Genomic DNA, 22000 nt, shown 5'->3' with positions numbered 1-22000 from the left:
AAAATGAGCGACAGTCTATATATAGAGAAAGAGTTAAGCTGGCTTTCGTTTAACCAACGAGTATTGCAAGAAGCACAAGATAATTCCGTTCCAATCATTGAACGAGTGCGATTTTTAGGGATTTTTTCAAACAATCAGGATGAATTTTTCAAGGTGCGGGTGGCCGCGCTAAAACGCCGTATTATCTTAAATGAACTAAAGCAAAAAGATGACGGTTCAATCCAGCTTCTTAACGACGTTCAAACTAAGTTGGCAGAACTTCAACAAGATTTTGATGATACTTACCGAGAAATCATTCTTACCTTGGCGCGACGAAATATTTTCTTGATCAACGAAGACCAACTCAGTGAAAACCATCAAAATTGGGTCAGAAAGTACTTTAAAGATAAGGTGTTACGCCACATTACGCCAATCGTATTGACCAAAAGGACCGATTTGGTTCGCTTCCTGAAAGATGAATATACCTATTTAGCCGTCGAAGTGAAAAATGCTAAGCAGGAAAACCATTTACTTATTGAAATTCCTACAGATAATTTACCACGCTTTGTGGTACTTCCTCCCGATGGAGGAAGAACCCGTAAAACAATGATTATTTTGGATAATATTATTCGTTTTTGTCTCGACGATTTATTACGTGGGTTTTACGAATACGATAGTGCCGCCGCCTACTCGATTAAGATGACCCGTGATGCCGAGTATGACTTAAATGATGAAGTGGACCAGAGTCTACTCGAAAAAATGTCGGAAGGGATCAAACAGCGCCTAACCGCAGAGCCGGTGCGCTTTGTCTATGATCGGGATATGCCGAGCAGCATGATTAAACGCTTAAGTAATATGCTACATATTTCTAAGCTAGACCACAGTGTCGGCGGCGGTCGTTACCACAATTTTAAAGACTTCATCGGCTTTCCTAACGTGGGGCGTAAGTACCTAGAAAACAAAAAGATGTCCGCGTTAAATTGTCGCGATTTCGACCAATTTGATACGGTATTCGACGCAATTACAGCGCGTGATATTTTACTCTATTACCCCTACCACAAGTTTCGTTACATTTCAGAATTTGTCCGCCAGGCATCTTTTGATCCTAAAGTGAGTAGTATCAAGATTAATATTTATCGAGTCGCCAAAAAGTCGCACTTGATGAACTCAATCATTGACGCAGCCAACAATGGTAAACGCGTCACCGTTGTCATTGAGCTACGGGCTCGTTTCGATGAGGGAGCAAACATTGAATGGGCTCAGCTACTGACCGATGCCGGGGTTAAGGTGGTTTTCGGAGTTCCTTCTCTGAAAGTACATTCCAAACTGTTGCTCATTACACGCAAAGAAGGCGACCAACGAGTCTATTATAGCCATATTGGTACCGGTAATTTTCATGAAAAAACTGCCAAAATATATACCGATTTCGCTCTTTTCACCAAAAACCAAGAGATTGGCCAAGAAATCGATAATGTTTTTCGGTTTATTCAACAGCCTTATCGACGTTTTAAGTTTCAGCATTTAATCGTATCGCCCAACGATACTCGGCGTCGGCTATTTAGCCTTATTGACTATGAGATCAACCAAGCCAATGCAGGAAACCCCGCCGCGATTACGATTAAGGTGAACAACCTCGTGGACAAAGGAATCATTACCCGGCTCTATGCGGCAAGTAAGGCTGGGGTTAAAATAAAGATGATTATTCGGGGCATGTGCTCTCTGGTTCCGGGATTAGAAGGCGTGAGTGAAAACATTCACATCATTAGTATCGTCGATCGTTTCCTAGAACATCCTCGGGTATTTAATTTCTACCATGGCGGGGAAAATCAAGTCTTCATTGCCTCCTTCGACTGGATGACTCGCAACATCGAAGAACGAGTCGAGGTCGGCGTCCCTATTTATGATGAAACACTCAAACAACGAGTCATCGACTTATTAGAACTACAATTTGCTGACACCACCAAAGCGCGCATCATCGACGCTCAACAGCTCAATAGTTATGTTCCCAGAGGAAATCGTCGTAAAATTCGTTCTCAATTATGGACTCTCGATTACTTCAAAGCGATTGAATCGAGGCCGCTTCGTCGGATAATTGATGAGGATAATGAGACCATCACTTAACTGGTTCAAAACCAACTTGCCTGCCTGAGTTATCGGCGGGCAAGTCATCACCAGCCTCTGTTCACCAACAACTGCCTCAATACCTGACAAAATGAACCAACACATGATGGCATGCCATACAAAAAACCTCATCAACTGCAGCGTTACCGCCTCGTCGCACCGCTGAATCAAACCGAGCAGAACCAATCAGTCCACATCGATAAGTAGTTCGGGGCAGCTAACAAACGCACCAAGCATTCAATTTGATGAATAAACGCTCGCTTTATCGCTCAAGCATGACCACTTGAATAAAGGCAACCACGGTAATCATTAATATCGATAAAACGGCTACCTCACTACAATCAATCAGCCACACCAGCAGACCCATCTGAAGCTTGAACATACATTTATCAGGCTTGTTTAACCGCGCAGAAGCTGAACTAGCACTACACGCCAAGTATGCACGGCTTGATAAGATTTTAAATCTCGCTCAACTAAAATTTCATAAGATCAAGCTGCATCAAGCAAAGCGTTTATCATTAGCTTTCATTTACCAACGAACCAACATTGATTTACGAGATATTCGCGCAATCATCAATCCCAGTAGAGCAATAACCAAAATACCAAATGAACTAGGCTCCATCACTTGTGTTGGATCTGCGGGGTCACGAGCCCATACATTCAGATGCGAAATAGCTTGTGTACTGTTACCTTGAGGATTCTCAAAATCATCGGTATCTAAAGACCCTGACAATTTGTAAGGCGTCTGGAAATTCAAACTTGAAGCCGGGTCATTAGCTAATTCTTGTTTAAAAATATCAATAAAATCGAAATCATAAATAATAAAGCCTTTTGCTACTTTGATCGAAAAAGCCAAGTGATCAAAGCTTGCCGCACCTAACAACTGGCTAACATCACCAATAATGCCAGGGTCGGTTTCGATAACCCAATTTACCGAGGTACACTCTCCACGACGACCAGCCACGCAGTTAAAAGTCATATTCAATAAGTCATCGATCGATAAAGACAAGCCTCCGGGGACGATGGGACCTGCTTGATCATAATTAACTTGCATATCAGCATTTACGCTCGCTAAGTGGATCCAGCCTGGGTCATCGGCAACACCTAAAGGCTGATTATCTAGATTTTGTAAATCCTCAGGCTCAATAAAGAACAAGTCGTTAGAGGCACCATAGCGAGTATTCAACAATCCATCATTTTTTTGACCAATATTTACTATAGGATCATTGGCATGACCATCATCATTACCAGCAAACACTAAGCATGAACTCGCCGAATGAGCACTTGAAAGCAGTTCTTCGCTTCCCCCTGATAACATCATGGAGCGAAGCACCACGTTATTGGTATTGCATGTTCCGGAAGGAACGTAGCTGGTCACCGGCGCAGCCGAACTCCAACTGGAATAACCAACAATAAGTATGACAAAAGCTAATTTTATTAATTTGATCAACATAATGCCCTCTATAATGAAATCAGTTACTCACTTATATAGTGCATCGCTAAATCAGTGAACAACATGATGCTTGCTTAGGGTTGTAAATGCATAAACCAAGCCAGTAACAATCAACCTCAAAAATCAACAGCTTGATAACACAAAGCGAAATGCAATAGCTTCGTCTGTAAAAATACCTGACACCATGTATCGCATTCATTACACTGATAAATTAACCTATAAATTAATCACTTATTAAATATGGTGTGATTACGGATAGTGAAAACATCATGTTAGACTGGATTCATCATTCCTTCATTTTTTATGACAATGAGCAGTAAAGTATACTATTTACAACAACTCAGCCTCAGCCAATTATCAGCTAAGCCGATGAACGAACATTTATCGGTACAAGAAATCATCGAACAGCAGGCACAAAAAAGTCGAGAATTTTATATTGCCGTGGGTCAAAACTGGCAATGGAACGACAAATTAGCTTGGTCTGAACAACAATGGCTTGATTACATCGAAAGTAATCAGCTACGCACCTTTGGGGCTTATATTAAGGGACTGTTAGCAGGTTATTTTGAACTACATAAACACTCAGACAACAGTGTTGAAATCGCATATTTTGGCTTAACTGCAGATTATTTAGGACAGGGGCTAGGCGGGGATTTACTCACCCGCTGTCTGCAAACTGCCTGGCAATGGCAGGCAAATAAAGTCTGGGTGCATACTTGTGATTTAGACCACCCCAGCGCTCTCGCAAATTATCAAGCGCGTGGGATGAGCCTATACCAGACGATACTAGAGCACTAAGTTAGAGCTTTAAGATCCTTAAGTCGAGAACTTGTTCATCAACCGGTGGGCACCAATAATAGCTGGTAGTGAGTGGGCGACTAAACTGAAATAAGCCATCCTCGATACCGTCTTCGCAGCCCAACATCCGTTTAAGTTGTGCTTCAAAAGGATAAAAGCTATTGGCAAAGCAAATAAAATTAAGCCCACACTGCTGACCCTGTATCCAAGGGAGACTGCGGCGTAACATAAATGCTTCTGGAGTAAAACTTTCTTGGGCTGTACGCCGAACATGAGCATAGCTTGGTGACTCAGGAAATTCGACATTATCATGCTTACGCCGGCCAATAATGTTGTCCTGATGCTCACTCGGTAGATGATGAAAGTGTTGTAGTTGATGTTGCCATTTTTGTACTGCAAGCATCGAGGAGCCTGCGATCCCCTTCTCTCCTGCTAAGGCAACAACATTCGGTGCCTGCTCTTGATCAGGGTTTTCGGTACCGTCTTCGTAACCGCTTAAGTCTCTTCCTCCATCATGGCGAAAGCCCTCCAACTGCTCATTAACCGCAAAAGTTGGTGTTAACACTGCCAGCCACTGGTTTACTCGTAACATCACTTGGCCTGGATCTTTGCCACTCACTCGCAGCCACAAATCATCTTGATTCGCAGGACTACTACGCCGTATTCCCTGAATACTAGCAACTGACTTCAAACCGGGAACATCTATATTTAGCAGTGCTAACAAAGGAGCACCTAGACCAACAAGGCTATCTTCCTTCGAATATACCTTGGCAATATTGCCCAGACAGGCTTTCAGCGACTGAGAGTCGACCAGGCTCAATCGCAAACAACTCGCATAACTAGGAATTGCTTCGAGAATTTGTGGTTGAATAGACAAAATGAATACTCTCATTAATAAAAAATTAGTGCATAGTATAAATAATTTATCAATGACGTTGTTTGATTCGGCTTAAAAATATGCAGTCTAGGAAGATAAAACAGAGGGAATATAAGCAGCTTAGGAGTAAAAATGGAAAATGCCCGATGCGTTTAAGCTATCAGGCATTTTAAAACATTTGACCCATGATTCAGTCTCGCTCAGTTGACTATCACTTCATCGCCTCAGGCGACAAGTTAAGTGCTAAGCCCACATGTTCAAATGTGAGGATTAACGGTGAATATTTTTTTCTTCCGTTGAGCTAAAACCATGGACTTTAGTGAAGTAGTAATTTGCGTATAAAGAACCAAAATAATCAAACATAATCTTTCTCCTAAATCTTAATAAAGTGTGACCCAAGTCACAGTTAAAATATAATGTGATACAGATCACATTGCAAGAAGTATTTTGAATTTTTGGAAATAAAAATGTTGGGGGGAAGCATCAGCGATTATTTTGGATTACGCATAAAAAATGCCTAAAAAACCAAAGTGATTTAGGCATTCGGGCTAGCTTGACTCATTCCATTTATCTCTGCTGTTGTTTAAATTGTCCAAGGTATCCGAAACAAACAATAGTTAACAATGCTGAACCAATAATCGGACGATAGTACATAGCGTTACCTACAAAATTGCTTAACGGTGAATGTCCTTGCGAGTTTCGCAATAGTAGTTAAAGTCATCAGCTTTCGTAAAGTAATACGATGAATAAAGTACACCAAAATAATCAAACATGGTCTTTCTCCTCAGGATTTAAAATACCTAGTGATTTAAGCGTATTTGTGACTCAAGTCACAATAACAATCTATAGTGATCTGGGTCACACATCAAGTGACAATTTAGTTAATCTGTATATTCGCCAAGATCCTCGGCTGAGAAGGATTTCAAGCTTAGCCATTCAGTATTTTAAACGCTTTGGAGCCAGTTCATCGCCGATCCAACTATCACTCATGGTCAAGCATCATGAGGAATAGCGACCATCTGAACTCAAGATACAGCTTGCGCCTTATGTTTCTTTCGAAGCTTAGGTTTTCTTGCTAACAAATGCTGTTATTTGCTCCTGACTTTGCTAGGAGTCTTAAATATGATGCGGCGGAGCTAAATACAAAGTTTGATGCTTACCCTGCAGCTAACGCTGATGGCTCCTCATGCAAGTTGATTGGTGCGGTGGTAAACCAAAGAGCAAGCGCTTAACAGAGCTATTGAACTGAGGGCTATCAGTCCTTGCCAAAATACATGAACGAGAACCAGTTACCCCGCTCAACTTAGTCATCAAAATGTTTGAAGGCCTAAACGTAAAAACCCCCGCCGAAGCGAGGGTCGCTTTAAGCTTTAATTATTAAAGCTTAATACCAACTTTTTCTAAATCAGATAACACAACTTTAGAAGGTAGTGGTACATAACCGTCTTTAGCAACAATCTGCTGTCCAGTTTTAGACAGAATCATTTTAAGGAACTCGCGCTCCATTGGGGCTAAAGGCTTGTTAGGGTGCTTGTTCACGTAAACGTATAAGAAACGAGACAATGGGTATTTACCAGTAGCTGCGTTGTCTAAGCTAGCGGCTATGTAATCAGTGCCTTTCTTAGCAAGTGCGACCGCTTTAACACCTGAAGTCTTGTAACCGATACCTGAATAACCAATGGCATTCAAAGATGAAGATACCGATTGAACCACAGAAGCAGAACCAGGTTGCTCGTTCACCGAGTTTTTGAAGTCACCTTTACATAAGGCTTTCTTCTTAAAGTAACCATAGGTACCCGACACTGAGTTACGACCAAATAATTGAATGTCTTTATCAGCCCACGAGCCATCTAGACCAACTTCGCCCCAGCGCTCAGCAGCACCATTTTCACCACATTTTAGGGTTGAAGAAAAAATAGCATCAACCTGCGCCAAACTTAAACCTTTAATCGGGTTATCTTTATGTACAAATACGGCGAGAGCATCGATTGCAACACGTACTTTAGTTGGCTTATAACCGTATTTCTTCTCAAACGCTTCAACTTCTTTGCTCTTCATTTGGCGACTCATCGGGCCAAACTGTGATGTACCTTCAGTCAGCGCAGGAGGAGCAGTAGAAGAACCCGCCGCTTGAATTTGTACATTTACATTTGGGTATTCACGCTTAAATTCTTCCGCCCATAGCGTCATCATGTTTGCTAAAGTATCAGAACCTACAGATGAAAGGTTACCAGAAATACCTGTCGTTTTATGGTATTCCGGAAGCGTGGCGTCCAGGCCAGCTGCAAGTACGCTAGTGGTTAACAACGAAGCAGAAATAGCTACTGCACTTACAAGTTTTTTCAATGTCATCTTTATCTCCATAAATGACGCGTTAAGTTATTTTCGTCATGTAGTATTGGTGAATTCGATGACGATTATATTTCGACTATGTGACATTTATATGTCAAAACAATTTTTTTATAAAATCCCCTGTTTAGCTATATTTAACGGGGTCTTAATCATCATTCCGGCGGACTGATATCGGCAAATATTCATCAATAATGGAGATCGATTAGGCAATTTAAACACTAACCAACGGTCGGCCTTGCCCACAATCAAATCAGCTCTCGCTAAATTAAAGAGGGAGCTCACCACACACACAGACGCTGTTATCATCGCTAATGAACAACAACACGCTACAATATTTTGGTCACCAAATAGCAGGAATGAGTTTTCCGTTTTTGATACCACGTTCATCAACTGCAGCGCTGCCTTTAAAATTGAACTTTTGATGAAACATCAGAAAAACCTTGTTCGCTAAGCCATTACTCGCGAAAAAACTATAGACGGTCGAGGTTCAAATACCGGATGCTTGCGTAACGACCGCGCCCGTCTCGCTTTTCTTTTACTTTGTTCTACCAACTTCAACTCAAAATGGCGCCGTTCAAGTACATTAATAGCATCATTTAATCTTTCACGGCTCTCACTGAAATGGTGTTTGAACAATTTTGGCTCCCAAGATTTAAACAGACCATCTATCTAAGGATCAGTTGACGATACGAATAACTTCGAATTTGGCTTAAGCAAGTCGCCAAACACAAGCCTGAGATGAAAAAATAATGGGGAAATTACAAATATCTTAGCACTCGTTATCGATGCAAGTTGCGACAGCATCAGTCGCTTTTGGGGCTTACTAAGGCCGAACATACCGCTCGGCCGAATCAATAACTAAGACTTTATAAAGAGTTTTCGCGGAATAATGAAACTAAAAGAGCTCCCCTGATTTAATCGGCTCTTGATGTTAAGTTCGCTATCATGATGTTGCAATGCATGCTTTACGATGGATAAACCAAGGCCTGCTCCGCCGGTATCTCTGGAGCGAGCTTTATCTACCCGATAAAATCGTTCGGTAAGACGCTGCAGGTGTTTTGGTGCAATACCAGGCCCTGAATCCTTCACTAAAAACAAAGCCCCCTGAGGCACCAAAGACAAGCTTACCTCTACCCGTCCCGGTTCAGTACAGTACTTAATGGCATTACCAAGTAAATTACCACAGGCGCTACGTAACTGTTCGCGTTCTCCTTTAATCTTAATATTAGCTTCAATATTAAAATTAAAATCCAGCTGTTTATCCTTAGCGAGACCACTGGCATCCATTTCTAAATTACGGACCATTTCGGAAAAGTTAATCGGTTCAAGACTATCCTCAACCGAGGCCGATTCGATTTTAGCTAAAGTCAGCAATTGATTGACCAGATTTTCCATCCGAGCGCTTTGGTCCAGCATCGTATTACGAGCTTTCCCCCATATCATAGGATCAACCTGCTCTTGATCGAGCATTTCCAAGTAACCCCGTAACACGGTGAGCGGAGTACGCAACTCATGGCTCACGTTAGAAACAAAACGCTTACGCATTTTTTCTAATTGACGCAGTTGACTAACATCCCGAACCACCAGCAATAACTGCTGCTGACTATAGGGCATCGCCCGAAACTCTAACCATACACCAGCCTGCACTGGGCTCACGATTTCTAAGGGTTGCTTAAAGCGACCTTTACGCAAGTAATTCACGAAACTCGGTGTTCTCACCAAATTCGTTAAATGCTGGCCTGCATCGGCAGGCCACTTTAGACCTAACATTCCTTGCGCTAATTGATTACACCACAAGATGGCGCCATCTTGATTGATCACGACAATCGCATCCGGCAAAGCTTCGGCACCGAGACGAAAATACTTCATCAACTGAGCAAGTTCCCGCTCGCGGCCTAAACGTCGCTTCAGCATATTATAAATGCCGTGAAAAACAGGCTCCCAGCTCCCTGAGCCATGAGGCGGGGACAGCTTGCGCTGATTGTACAACCAATCAAGCAACTTATGCTGCTGGCTATACATCCATATAATATGGATCACTGCCGATAACAAACACAGCTCTAAAATATACCCGGTGAGTATCCCCAAAACGAATAAAGGCGAGTACACCAACGCGACCCGCCACACTACTCGTTGCCAAGAAAAAGGCACAAACATTCGTATTATTTCACTCTAGTTGAAAAACGATACCCAGAACCTCGAACGGTTTGAATCAAACGATCATAGCCTTGTAGGCCTATAGCCTTACGTAAGCGACGAATATGCACATCAACCGTCCGATCTTCTACGTACACGTTAGTTCCCCACACATTATTTAGCAGTTGTTCTCTGCTATAAACACGCTCGGGGTGAGTCATAAAGAAGTGCAATAGCTTAAACTCTGTAGGCCCCATATCCAAGGGTTCATTTTCGACACTCACTCGATGTGAAACTGGATCTAAACGTAAACCTTGAACTTCAATGGTTTCTTCTAAAGATGTCGGTGAAATACGACGGATCACTGCCTTCACTCTCGCCATCAATTCTTTGGGAGAAAAAGGCTTGGTAAGATAGTCATCAGCGCCTGCTTCTAAACCTTGAACCTTATCTTCTTCTTCACCTTTCGCGGTTAACATAATCACGGGGATCTGACGCGTTAAGTCATGGCGACGCATATGTTTAATAATAGAAATCCCACTACCACCGGGTAACATCCAGTCCAGTAATACCAGCTCTGGATAAGGTTCAGTTAACTTTGCTATCGCTTGCTCATAGTCCGCAGCTTCAATAGGCTCATAACCGTGTTGCTCTAATACAAAACACAGCATTTCACGAATTGGAGCTTCATCTTCTACAACAAGTATCTTCCTTGGCATTACTTTTATCTCGATCTAAGAAACTGTGGCAATTATGCGACGTATTAATGACAGATTTATGACAGCAGTCAGTGTAAGTCAAACCACCCAACAAATATATATTCGCACCAATAAAGGGCTTCACCTAAATATTAGCAAAGCTTTGCACCAAAATAATGCAAAACAAATCTCAAGCTTCAGTGACTAAAGGGCATAATAAATCATGGTAAATTTATGATAATTAGAGGTTTTATCTATTGACTAAGGTAGCACTTAGCGACTGTGGCATTGCTCCTGCTTCTAATAAATAAATGTATCATTCATCGATATTGAGGCCATATGCCGTATTCAGCCAAACAACTATCTCCAGCAGAGTTGCAAATCAATGCAAGCAACCTGCTCGTGTTTACCGATTTAGATGGCACCTTACTCGACCACGATTCTTATAGCTTCGAACCCGCGCAGCCCAGCTTGAAACAACTCAAGCTACTGAACATTCCAGTGATTTTTAATACCAGTAAAACCTTAATGGAAGCCTTAGAACTTCAAAAGAAACTGGGAATTGAACAGCCCTTCGTGGTCGAAAATGGCTCTGCCATTTGTATCCCTTCGCACAGCCCTTTACAAATTGATGACTTAAGTCCCCTCAATGTAGGCAAGCAACAATGGAATATTAAAATATTTGGCCCTAGCTACCCCGACATTTGCCAATACTTAAGCGTACTTCGCCAACGTTGCCAATTTCGCTTTCAGGGCTTTAATGATATGAATGCAGAAGAGGTACAACTACACACTGGTCTCAATAAATACGAGGCGCAACTGGCCAAGCAACGCATGGCCTCTGAACCGGTATTATGGAATGACAGCCCAGAGCAACTTGAATTATTTATAAAAAAATTGGAAGCACACAATTTAGCGGTGATCAAAGGAGGACGCTTTTTACATATCAAGGCTCGCCTAGACAAAGCCGACGCGATGCGCTGGTTAAATCAACATTACCAACAGTACTACCAACATCGTTTCTTTAATCTCGCGCTCGGTGACAGCGAAAACGATCGCAGTATGTTAGAACAAGCCGACTTGGCTGTGATAATTCCACGCAAACACGCCCCCGCCCTTTATATAGACCATCCTAACTGCAGTTTAGCCCCACACCCAGGGCCCTATGGTTGGCACAAAATGATACAACAAGTTTTACATTCTTTTTTAACTGGAGCATAACCATGGCTGATTTTTATCAAAACGGTATTGTAACGACCTTACACAACTTAACTGACCGCCCACTAGAAGAGCTAGAACAAGAGTTGATGGCTTTTTCCAAGGTTCGGCCAATGAGTCTGGTACTCCCCTCTTTGTTTTCTGAATTAGAGCGACCAGCCCTCGCCACGATTGTGGCAGAGCTAGCGAAAGTACCCTACCTCAGCGAGATAATCATTGGCTTAGACTGCGCCACCGAAGAGCAATTTGCCTTTGCCAAGAACTACTTTGCTGAGCTGCCGCAACATGTACGTATCCTTTGGAACGACGGCCCGCGCCTGCGAGCCCTCGACTCGCAACTAGCCGAACTCAACTTAGCTCCAAAAGAGGCCGGAAAGGGACGGAATGTATGGTATTGCTTTGGCTACGCCCTAGCGTCGGGTAAGAGTAAAGCGATTGGTTTGCACGACTGTGACATTATTACCTACGATCGAAGCATGCTCGCACGACTCATGTATCCGGTTGCCAACCCGCTATTTAACTACGAATTCTGTAAAGGTTTTTATGCGCGTCATGCCGATGGAAAATTAAATGGTCGCGTTGCGCGTTTATTGGTCACGCCTTTATTGAAAGCGCTCAAAAAAATAGAAGGTTATGATGACTACTTAGAATATCTTGATAGCTTCCGTTACTCTCTGGCTGGAGAGTTCTCCATGCAATCAGATGTAATTAATGACATTCGTATTCCCTCCGACTGGGGTTTAGAAATTGGCGTATTATCGGAAGTCTTCCGTAATCATTCAACCAATCGCATTTGTCAGGTGGATATTGCCGATGTTTATGACCATAAGCACCAAGAACTCAGCATCGACAACCTAGATACGGGTCTTGCTAAGATGGCCACCGATATCAGTAAAGCGGTGATTAGAAAGCTCGCCACCCAAGGGCACACTTTTAGTCCTGGTAAGCTACGCACTTTAAAAGCGACTTATTATCGAATGGCCTTAGACTTTATCGAAAATTACCACAGCGATGCACTGATTAACGGTTTAACCCTTGACCGCCATGCTGAAGAAGACGCTGTAGAACTGTTTGCCAAGGCAATTATGGCAGCAGGAGAAACCTTCCTCGATAATCCCTCTGCGACACCATTCATCCCAAGTTGGAACCGTGTACAAAGCGCAGCGCCTGACTTTTTAGAACGCCTCTATGAAGCGGTTGAAGCAGACAACTGCTAAGCCGAATATCCAATTCTGAAATAAAAAACTCGGCATCAAGGCCGAGTTTTTTTATAAGGCGTAAACCAATATACTTAATCTGTCACTGGGCATAACCACAATACTTGATAAGGCTTCAGTTTATAGTCCACTAAGTTAAGCCGCTCTTCACTAAGTAAGTCTTCACATTCCCCTAAGTAGGCCTGTGGCAACTGAGCACAGTGATCAAGATGCTGCGGATATTTTGTGAGGTTAAAGACTGCTAATAGCGCTTCGTGTGACAAAGATACACCTCCATTTGGCGCTAAACCTCGTTGCAGCACAAATACAGCATCGCCACAATCATAAACGCGCTGAGCCGCTTGCGGGTTAAAGGCTGCGATCGACTTACGCAAAGCCAACAGATCGCGATAACGATGAAACACTTGAGCTTGCGCACTATGCCCTTGAGCTAATAAATCTTCAAACTCTTGACGCTGCCAACGATGACGATTAATCGAACGAGTGCGCCCAGTCTGCTCCACCAGTAAATGATCGTTAGCGGTCGCCGTTAAGCTATGAATATAAATCCCCGGGATCCCTTGTAAACTTAACAACACCATCTGACTACATAAAAACCGCTCAACCTGCCACTGATCGGAGCCCGTACGAGTTCCCTGCAAGGCATCAAATAAAGAAATATTTAGTTCATAGGGATTTTGAGTGCCATCACCATTAGATTTCATGCTGACAAAACCACCAAAGTTGTGCACCGACTCCGCCAAATCGGAAATTTCATGTTTCGGAATAATCTGTTCCACCGCCCGAACACCGATACCGTCATGAGAGGCGACAAAATTAAAATAACTACAGCCTTCTGGCAATGCCGCTAAATCACGAGCCCACGCCGTTAAATAGTGTCCGTTACCACGATTTAAAGCGTGTAACAGTAAAGGGGGTAAAGCAAATTGATAGACCAGATGAGCCTCATCTCCAGCACCAAAATAACTAATATTCTCTTGGTGAGGGACGTTAGTTTCGGTGATTAAGACTAAGTTTGGATCGAGTTGTTGCATCACCCAACGTAGCAACTTAACAATCGCGTGGGTCTGCGGGAGGTGAATGCAATTAGTACCGAGTTGTTTCCAAACAAAAGCCACCGCATCCAAACGGATAAACCGCCCACCTTTATTTAAGTAGTAAATAAAAATATCGATAAAAGCTAATAGCACCTTTGGATTTGAAAAATCTAAATCAATTTGATCATCACTAAAGGTGGCCCAAACATTCTTTAAGCCTTTTCTAGTATAAACATCAACAATTAAAGGATTAGTGCGCGGCCGAGTCACTTCACTATAATCCAGCGAGGGATCAGACTCGATAAAGTAATCTTTCCCTTCCCCCGAACCATTTACAAAATCATTAAACCAAAGGCTCTGTCTGGAACAGTGATTCATCACCAAATCAAACATCAACTCAAAGTCCTGATTGAGCGCCGCAACATCTTGCCAATCCCCCAGGCTATAGTTGACTTGATAATAATCAATCACCGAAAATCCATCGTCGGAGCTAAACGGAAAGAAAGGCAATATATGAACGGCGCTAATCAGTCCTTCTAAATAATCACCTAAAAACCGATGCAAACTTGACAAGGGTAATAGGCCTTCAGTCAACACACTGTCCCCATAACTGATCAAAATCAGATCTTGTTCCGACCATGATTGATAACGAGGAAAGGTGGATTTAGCCGCTTCTATCTTTAAGCCAATGTCATGGCCCAGCGACTCAGGTACAGAATCACCAAAAATTTGCTGTAATAGGTGTTCGAGTTTTTGCATAGACAGCCCTCAGTGATCAACATTGTACGTATTGGAATATAACTCTCCAAGTAACGTGCCAATCGTAAATAATCAATCCCGGTTAACTAAAACCGATGTAATACGTTGTTTCATATATAAAAAACAATCAATAAACAACCAACGACTATTAACATAAAAAATAATTATCTTTACTTAGTGCCCTTTGTCCCGTTTTAATGCATTATTTTGGTTCAGCCGATAAATATGCACTAAAGCAGTGCAATTGAATCTTTGGAAGCCTCTGGCCAAACCAAGTGAATTCATATAAAACAATTCTAAAACAAACGCTTAACGACCATGCGCAACGACACTGGCATCGCTCTTGCTGCGTTTACCTTAGATATTCAATAACACTAAGCTTAGGCTTGAAACGAGCCTCGTTGAAAGGATACAAGGAGTTGCTATGTCCATGATAAAGAAATGTCTATTTCCGGTAGCAGGCTATGGAACCCGCTTTTTACCGGCCACTAAATCAATGCCTAAAGAAATGCTTCCCATCGTTAACAAACCCCTGGTTCAATATGGCGTCGAAGAAGCCGTTGCTGCGGGTATGAGTGATATGGCATTTATCACAGGCCGAGGCAAGCGTGCCATCGCCGATCATTTCGACATCAGTTACGAGCTCGAAAATGAAATCGCCGGCACCAGTAAAGAAGCCTACCTCAAAGAAATTCGTCACCTAGTCGATAATGTTAATTGTACCTATACCCGCCAGAAAAAAATGATGGGCCTGGGACATGCCGTGTTATGTGGTGAGACTTTAATTGGTCAAGAACCCTTCGCCGTAGTGTTAGCCGATGATTTATGTTTTGGTGATGACGGTGGTGTTCTTGCGCAAATGGCAAAACTATATCAACAATTCCGCTGTTCGATTATCGCCGTTATGGAAGTACCAAAAGAAGAGGCCCATAAATATGGCGTGATCGAAGGCGAAGCCTTACGAGATGATTTATTTCGAGTGACGTCGATGGTCGAAAAACCACCATTGGGCGAGGAGCCATCCAATTTAGCGGTGATCGGTCGCTATATTCTCACCCCAGACATATTTCATTTATTACGCGATACCCCCGCCGGTAAAAATGGGGAAATTCAGTTAACCGACGCACTGTTAACTCAAGCCCAAAACGGCTGTGTCATGGCTTATAAATTTAAAGGCAAACGCTTTGATTGCGGCAGTGTCGAAGGTTTCGTTGACGCAACCAACTACTGCTTTGAAAATCTTTACGGCAAGTAAATTCGGCGAAATGCGATCAAGCGCCAGGACTTAAGCCCTGGCGCTCATTTTAGGGTAAGCTCCAAATCCCATATGTACCAAGGGATAGCCAGTATAACGCTCGGACCGGTAACGCAATACTTGAAAACGATGCCGTAAATAGAACTGATAAGCCGCTACGTTGTCGACAAACAAATGTAACTGAAGATGCGAACGAAGACGTTTTGCCAACGCCAGTAACTGAGAGCCAATTCCTTTGCCCTGCCAATGTGGGCTGACAAACAAAGCAATCAACTGATGCTGTACCAAAACTAAAAAACCACACACCTGCTGAGACACTTCGGCCACCCACACTTCCGATTCGTATTGATACAAACGTTGTAAGGCCTCTTGCCGCTCCCACCAATATCTACTCGGCAAAAAGTCATGCGCTCGTAAACTTGCCGCCAGCCAAATATCACTAATCTCATCGCTGTCGGAGGTTTTGGCTTGGCGTAAGCTTAAAGTCGAAGCAAACTTGGAAAATGTCATTTAGGCATTCATCAACTGAATAAGTGGATTTTGAGTATGGATAATCGTGCGCCATGCCGATGTGAGTCAGCTCCTATTTCATGTGCGAGATTTCGATTCAGATCACAAATCATTAACAAACTGTTCAAATCTGGATCCGCGACGACAACAAAATCAATCATTGCGTCTTGCAAGTCAAAGCTCAAACTAAAAAAACGAAAATGGCCACTGACAAGTGCGGTAGTTTTGTTAGAATAGCGCCCCTTATTTGACAAAGAGCCAATCCGTTATGTGGTTTAAAAATCTAATGTTGTTTCGAATCACCAAAGAACTGGAACTCGAACCAGAAAAGCTAGACGCTACCTTAGACGAGCTAAGCTTTAGCCCTTGCGGAAGCCAAGACCTAAGCAAGTTTGGTTGGGTAGCCCCCATGGGTAAATTCGGTCAAAGTTTGATTCATGTTGTCGGGAACGAATACTTGGTATGCGCCAAGAAAGAAGAGAAAATGCTCCCTGCTTCGGTGATCCGCGATACCTTACAAGATAAAATTGAACTTATTGAACAAGAGCAACAACGCCCGCTTAAAAAAGCCGAAAAAGATGCGTTGAAAGAAGAAATTATACTGAGCTTATTACCTCGAGCCTTTTCCAGAACCAATTTAACTTACGCTTGGATTAGTCCAGAAAACGACTTAATTGCGGTTGATGCGGGTAGCGTAAAGAAAGCCGAAGAAGTCGTCTCGCTGTTGCGAAAATCCTTAGGCAGCTTACCTGTGACACCAATTAAGTTAGCAAACCAAGCCGATGTCACCATGACCGACTGGTTAAACGAAAAGCTGGTTCCGGCTAATTTTGAATTGGGCGAAGAAGCCGAGTTACGTAGCGCCCTAGAAGGTGGTGGTATTATTCGCTGTAAAGAACAAGACTTATTCAGTGACGAAATTAAAGTGCATTTAGATGCCGATAAATTTGTAACTAAACTAGAACTAACTTGGGCTGAATCAATACGTTTTATCCTCAGTGAAGATATGAGTATCAAAGGTGTGAAGTTCACCGATACCATCACCGAACAAAATGAAGACATCGACAAAAGCGATGTAGCGGCACGCTTCGATGCCGACTTTGCCCTGACCAGCGGCGAACTCAGTAAAATGATCCCTGATCTCATTGCAGCCCTAGGCGGCGAATTAACCAGCTAAGTCCTCATTTAAACTTACCTATTTCACCAACCATTAACATACTTTCAAGTAGTTACTTAATGGTTGGTGATTTTTCATACAAAGCCATTGCAAGCCCCTTTAGCAAAGCGTAAAATGCGCGCCCTTATTGTGCTGCTCGCAGCCATTCTCAATGATTCGACTCAGACCCGGAGCTTTGATGTTCAAACCAGAATTACTGTCACCTGCTGGCACCCTAAAAAATATGCGTTACGCTTTTGCCTACGGCGCTGATGCTGTTTATGCAGGCCAACCTCGTTACTCATTACGCGTACGTAATAACGAATTTAATCATGAGAACCTTGAACTGGCGATTAACGAAGCACACCAGCAAGCTAAAAAGCTCTATGTGGTAAGTAACATCGCGCCGCATAACGCCAAACTAAAAACCTATTTACGTGACATTGAACCCGTCATCGCGATGCAACCCGATGCTCTCATTATGTCGGATCCTGGTATGATCATGATGGTGCGAGAAGCTTTTCCTGAACAAACCATCCATCTCTCGGTTCAGGCGAATGCGATCAACTGGGCAACGGTGAAGTTCTGGCAACAGCAAGGGGTTGAACGAGTAATTTTGTCCCGCGAGCTATCCTTAGACGAAATCGAAGAAATTCGGATGAAAGTTCCTGAGATGGAATTAGAAGTTTTTGTCCATGGTGCCCTCTGCATGGCTTACTCTGGCCGCTGCTTGTTATCAGGCTACATTAACAAACGCGACCCCAATCAAGGAACGTGCACCAACTCCTGCCGTTGGAAATATAACGCTCACGAAGCCAAAGAAAACGAAGTGGGTGACATTATCGCCGCTCAGCCGCAAATCGTAGAGCCAACCTTAGGCGCAGGCGCACCCAGCGACCAAGTCTTCTTACTCCAAGAGCAAGGGCGCCCCAACGAGTATATGCCCGCCTTTGAAGACGAGCATGGCACTTACATTATGAACTCGAAAGATTTACGGGCGATTCAACACGTCGAACGTTTAACAAAAATGGGGGTGCACTCACTTAAAATTGAAGGCCGAACCAAATCTTTCTACTACTGTGCTCGCACCGCTCAAGTCTATCGTCAGGCGATCAATGATGCGGTGGCTGGTAAGCCATTCGACCCAAATTTAATGGGCACCTTAGAAAACTTAGCCCATCGTGGTTACACCGAAGGCTTCTTGCGTCGTCATACTCACGACGAGTATCAAAATTACGACTACGGTTATTCAATCAGTGATAGCCAACAATTTGTTGGCGAAGTGGCCGGACGCAATCCGAATGGTTTGGCCGAAGTCACCGTAAAAAATAAATTCATCTTAGGTGATACGCTCGAGTTGATGACCCCTCAAGGGAACCTGAGTTTCAAACTGGAGCATCTTGAAAATAAAAAAGGTGAGCTCATCGATGATGCAAAAGGCAGCGGACATACCGTGTTTTTGCCAGTTCCCGAAAATGTAGACTTAGCGCATGCATTGTTGATGCGCAATCTACAATCAGGGCAAAATACCCGTAACCCTCATCAAACAGCAAGCGCCAAAGGTTAAGCATGGCGCTACAAATTAGCAAAAAATGCATCAACTGTGACATGTGTGAGCCAGAATGCCCGAATCAGGCCATCTCCTACGATGGCAGGATGACAGTCATTGATCCTGCGCGTTGTACCGAATGCAAAGGCCACTATGAACAGCCAACTTGCATCGCTGTTTGTCCTATCGACTGCATCAGCGTTAACCCAGCTTATGTCGAAAGCGAAGAGCAGTTGTACGATAAATTTGTCGCCTTACATGGCGACTTGCTGATTGCCAAATCGGCAAGCTAAGCCGACCCAACTAACCATAAATCACTTAAAGTCAGCATATCAAATTGCTGACTTTATTCTTTATAAAAGCATATTTCTCCCTTCAATATACTGCGACTAAGTCCACACAACTAAACAATAGAAAGTGATCCACAACACCTATTTAATGTTTTTATCAAAAACATTATTGCTATTTTTGTCATCTTATCTAAATGTAATAACTGCTCACAAAAGAAACAAATATTTACTTTTAATAAACCAGTATTTTGATAATAAATGGTTATTACTAAAATATTATCAAAAAAACGTAATCATTTAGAAAATACAGATCGGAGGCATCATCGAACCATCATAAATAAATAGATATAACAAAAATACCCTATACAAAAATTGAACGAATCAATTGACTAAAACTACATGATAAAGGACTAAATCAATGATTAGTAAAACCAACGTAGGCACTCTCAAGCCCTTGGGATACTTACTGTTATCGGTGCTAACACTCAACTCAAATGCACTGCTAGCCGCAGATAATCTAAGTATCGGAGCCGGATCCGATGGTAGTAGCAAGGCCAGTGGCACCAGCTATGGAAATGTTCGAGACGGTGATCTAAGCAGTTATTGGGCACCCAACGGCAGTAGTGGCAGAATTTCAATCAAATGGAGTAGCGAAGTTAGTGTTGCCTCTGTCGCCATTGTTGAAGCCACAAGCTATCAGGGAAATATCGGTTCATGGCAGCTCGTCAATAATGATGACGGCACGGTACTGGCCACTGGTTCTGGTGCTGGAACCATAAATTTCAACGCGATAAGCACCAAAAAGCTTAACTTCGAAATCCTCAGCGCTTCCGGTTTAGCCACCGTGGCTGAATTTGAAACCTATAGTAGTAGCGGTAACACAACACCGGAACAACCCTCTTTTGAATCATCATTATCAAGTTCGGTCAGCAACGACTCCGTATTACTCAATTGGAGTGTCAGCGGCATTGATCTTGCGAGTCAGCAAATTTATCGCGATACCGACGCCGATCCGTCTGGACGAGTGAGAATAGCCTCGGGAATAACCGCAAACACCTATACCGATAGCGGCCTAGCAAATGGGACTTACTACTACTGGATTAAATTCACCGACAGTGAAGGAAATAATTACAATACTGACGCCACTGCAGCGACCGTCAATGTATCGGATGACTCCGGCAATGTAGATCTTGATGCCGATTGTAATCAACTAGTCAACGACCCTTCAATCAACTGGTGGGAATCATCCTTACAAACAGAACAACAAATCGTCGAGTGTCTGGCTACATCGTTAGGTAAGCCTGTCGGCTTCGGTAGTCAAACCACCGGGGGCTACAACCCTGATGGCGGCAGTCACCTTGTTGTGATTACTAAAAACAGTAGTACTTCTGTTGAACAACAAATCCTCAACGCGATTAGTTCTCCTGCCTATAACTGGATAGTCTTCGATAAAGACGACTTCGCCACAGACACAACCGTTGCCATGTACCGCCTCGGTTGTAGCAATGGCGATGTACTCGATGCCTTAGATGGTGCCAGCGAAGCGGAATGTTTAAACCCACAACTTTGGTGTTCGAACCATGGTGTAGCAAGTGATGAGTGTGACGATACCTTCTTTAACGATAAGCTCAACGATAAGAGTCTAAATGCACTCAAAATTCCGATGATCGACTCCAATACCACCCTTGATGGACGCACCAGCAAAGTTACTTTTGAATTTAGTGGTTTCAAAATGGGTGCAGACAGCAGTGGTAGTAGCACCTATGTCACCGAAAATGTAATTGTCACCAACAACCGATTCATTGGTGTTGGCCACACCGAAGACCACAATCTTGATCCCGACATGCTGCGCTCTACCGGAGAGTCGCATAATATTTGGATCCACCAAAATACCTTCGAGCATACCGGTGACTCAGCCTTTGATGTGAAAGTGGGCGCTTACGATATTAGCGTATCCTTTAACAAATTGATCAATGTAAAACGTGCTGCCTTACATGGTTCTAGCGATAGCCGAACCGTGAACAACCAAATCACCACCACCATTCATAATAATTTGTTCATTACCACCGATGAGCATTTTGGTGACAGTGCCTACAATGGCCTGCGTCGAGTGCCACTAATGCGTCGAGGCCAATCACATATGTTTAACAACGTATTCTATGGCTATCGTAAAGACCTGCTGAGTGTACGCGTGGGTGGTCGAATTGCTTTTGAAGATAATATGTTCCTGAATAATATCAACAACAGCAAGGGTGATGACATGGATTACTGGCTTGAAACTTTATTACGTGACTATCGCGAAGGCGGCTTAGAGATCAGTGGAAGCTATGTTTGGTACGCCAATGCCAATTGCCAGCTTCAAGGCAATCCTGGCGATTTAAGTGCGTCTTATGGAACTACCCCAGATATGTTTTCCAGCTACGACAGCAGCAGTAAAAGCGTAATTAATAGTAATCGCTTCAGTGCTGGTGACGATTTGGCGCAATACAGTTTTGCCACAGCAGGTAAAGGCGGTTTAACACCCTATTTATCCCCTGCGGCTTTATCCACCCAACAAGTGATTGCGCAAGCCCCCTCTTCTTGCCAATAATGCTT

At 43.1% G+C, this 22000-nt stretch carries 17 protein-coding genes; 10 read left to right on the top strand and 7 right to left on the bottom strand.

What is annotated here, in order from left to right; genetic code table 11:
* Nucleotides 1-3: 3 nt before the first annotated feature.
* A complete protein-coding gene (ppk1, locus tag ACRRSW_RS08445; protein ID WP_432459102.1) occupies nucleotides 4-2100 on the top strand; it encodes a polyphosphate kinase 1 in 2097 nt (698 codons plus the stop codon).
* Between the two features lie 529 nt (nucleotides 2101-2629).
* On the opposite strand, the gene ACRRSW_RS08440 is transcribed toward ppk1, so the two are convergent.
* A complete protein-coding gene (locus ACRRSW_RS08440) occupies nucleotides 2630-3553 on the bottom strand; it encodes a hypothetical protein (RefSeq protein ID WP_432459101.1) in 924 nt (307 codons plus the stop codon).
* Between the two features lie 309 nt (nucleotides 3554-3862).
* Between ACRRSW_RS08440 and ACRRSW_RS08435 the strand changes: the two genes are divergently transcribed.
* A complete protein-coding gene (locus ACRRSW_RS08435; RefSeq protein WP_432453652.1) occupies nucleotides 3863-4351 on the top strand; it encodes a GNAT family N-acetyltransferase in 489 nt (162 codons plus the stop codon).
* 1 nt (nucleotide 4352) lies between these two features.
* Here ACRRSW_RS08435 and ACRRSW_RS08430 read toward each other — a convergent pair whose 3' ends face one another.
* Nucleotides 4353-5228 (bottom strand): Dyp-type peroxidase, encoded by an 876-nt coding sequence (locus ACRRSW_RS08430; RefSeq protein WP_432453653.1) that lies wholly within the window; start codon nucleotides 5226-5228, stop codon nucleotides 4353-4355.
* A gap of 742 nt (nucleotides 5229-5970) precedes the next feature.
* Between ACRRSW_RS08430 and ACRRSW_RS08425 the strand changes: the two genes are divergently transcribed.
* On the top strand, nucleotides 5971-6240 hold the full coding sequence (locus tag ACRRSW_RS08425) for a hypothetical protein (RefSeq protein WP_432459100.1): 270 nt from the start codon (nucleotides 5971-5973) through the stop codon (nucleotides 6238-6240).
* A 365-nt stretch (nucleotides 6241-6605) separates the two neighbouring features.
* Here ACRRSW_RS08425 and ACRRSW_RS08420 read toward each other — a convergent pair whose 3' ends face one another.
* The 3 genes from ACRRSW_RS08420 to phoB all read right to left on the bottom strand — a co-directional run bounded on the left by ACRRSW_RS08420 (nucleotide 6606) and on the right by phoB (nucleotide 10435).
* A complete protein-coding gene (locus tag ACRRSW_RS08420) occupies nucleotides 6606-7580 on the bottom strand; it encodes a PstS family phosphate ABC transporter substrate-binding protein (protein WP_432453654.1) in 975 nt (324 codons plus the stop codon).
* An 858-nt stretch (nucleotides 7581-8438) separates the two neighbouring features.
* Complete coding sequence (phoR, locus tag ACRRSW_RS08415; RefSeq protein ID WP_432459099.1) at nucleotides 8439-9737, bottom strand: phosphate regulon sensor histidine kinase PhoR; 1299 nt, start codon at nucleotides 9735-9737, stop codon at nucleotides 8439-8441.
* Between the two features lie 5 nt (nucleotides 9738-9742).
* Nucleotides 9743-10435 (bottom strand): phosphate regulon transcriptional regulator PhoB, encoded by a 693-nt coding sequence (gene phoB / locus ACRRSW_RS08410; protein ID WP_432459098.1) that lies wholly within the window; start codon nucleotides 10433-10435, stop codon nucleotides 9743-9745.
* A gap of 318 nt (nucleotides 10436-10753) precedes the next feature.
* Here phoB and ACRRSW_RS08405 point away from each other — a divergent pair, with 318 nt between their 5' ends.
* Together ACRRSW_RS08405 and ACRRSW_RS08400 are read left to right on the top strand one after the other, a co-directional pair.
* Entirely contained in the window at nucleotides 10754-11635 is an 882-nt protein-coding gene (locus tag ACRRSW_RS08405; RefSeq protein ID WP_432459097.1) for an HAD-IIB family hydrolase, read from the top strand.
* Between the two features lie 2 nt (nucleotides 11636-11637).
* The gene (locus tag ACRRSW_RS08400) at nucleotides 11638-12849 is read left to right on the top strand and encodes a glycosyl transferase (protein ID WP_432453658.1); all 1212 of its coding nucleotides are present in this window, start codon (nucleotides 11638-11640) and stop codon (nucleotides 12847-12849) included.
* Nucleotides 12850-12923: 74 nt separating this feature from the next.
* Here the strand turns inward: ACRRSW_RS08400 and ACRRSW_RS08395 are convergent, their stop codons facing one another.
* Nucleotides 12924-14645: a sugar phosphorylase gene (locus ACRRSW_RS08395; protein WP_432459096.1), complete on the bottom strand. Its 1722-nt coding sequence runs from the start codon at nucleotides 14643-14645 to the stop codon at nucleotides 12924-12926.
* 430 nt (nucleotides 14646-15075) lie between these two features.
* Between ACRRSW_RS08395 and galU the strand changes: the two genes are divergently transcribed.
* The gene (gene galU / locus ACRRSW_RS08390) at nucleotides 15076-15900 is read left to right on the top strand and encodes a UTP--glucose-1-phosphate uridylyltransferase GalU (RefSeq protein WP_432453660.1); all 825 of its coding nucleotides are present in this window, start codon (nucleotides 15076-15078) and stop codon (nucleotides 15898-15900) included.
* A 30-nt stretch (nucleotides 15901-15930) separates the two neighbouring features.
* Here galU and ACRRSW_RS08385 read toward each other — a convergent pair whose 3' ends face one another.
* The gene (locus tag ACRRSW_RS08385; RefSeq protein WP_432453661.1) at nucleotides 15931-16410 is read right to left on the bottom strand and encodes a GNAT family N-acetyltransferase; all 480 of its coding nucleotides are present in this window, start codon (nucleotides 16408-16410) and stop codon (nucleotides 15931-15933) included.
* Between the two features lie 268 nt (nucleotides 16411-16678).
* On the opposite strand from ACRRSW_RS08385, the gene rdgC reads away from it, so the two are divergent.
* The 4 genes from rdgC to ACRRSW_RS08365 all read left to right on the top strand — a co-directional run bounded on the left by rdgC (nucleotide 16679) and on the right by ACRRSW_RS08365 (nucleotide 21995).
* The gene (rdgC, locus tag ACRRSW_RS08380; protein ID WP_432453662.1) at nucleotides 16679-17587 is read left to right on the top strand and encodes a recombination-associated protein RdgC; all 909 of its coding nucleotides are present in this window, start codon (nucleotides 16679-16681) and stop codon (nucleotides 17585-17587) included.
* 178 nt (nucleotides 17588-17765) lie between these two features.
* Nucleotides 17766-19133, top strand: coding sequence for a prephenate-dependent tRNA uridine(34) hydroxylase TrhP (gene trhP, locus ACRRSW_RS08375; protein WP_432453663.1), 1368 nt, complete (start codon nucleotides 17766-17768; stop codon nucleotides 19131-19133).
* A 2-nt stretch (nucleotides 19134-19135) separates the two neighbouring features.
* Entirely contained in the window at nucleotides 19136-19408 is a 273-nt protein-coding gene (locus tag ACRRSW_RS08370) for a YfhL family 4Fe-4S dicluster ferredoxin (protein WP_432453664.1), read from the top strand.
* Nucleotides 19409-19823: 415 nt separating this feature from the next.
* A complete protein-coding gene (locus ACRRSW_RS08365) occupies nucleotides 19824-21995 on the top strand; it encodes a pectate lyase family protein (RefSeq protein ID WP_432459095.1) in 2172 nt (723 codons plus the stop codon).
* The last annotated feature ends 5 nt before the right edge of the window (nucleotides 21996-22000 follow it).

Origin of the sequence: Agarivorans sp. QJM3NY_25 (assembly GCF_050870875.2) — a bacterium.
In the GTDB taxonomy this organism is placed as follows: domain Bacteria; phylum Pseudomonadota; class Gammaproteobacteria; order Enterobacterales; family Celerinatantimonadaceae; genus Agarivorans.
Note: the sequence above shows the minus strand (reverse complement) of the source record. Positions and strands in the feature narration are given on the sequence as shown.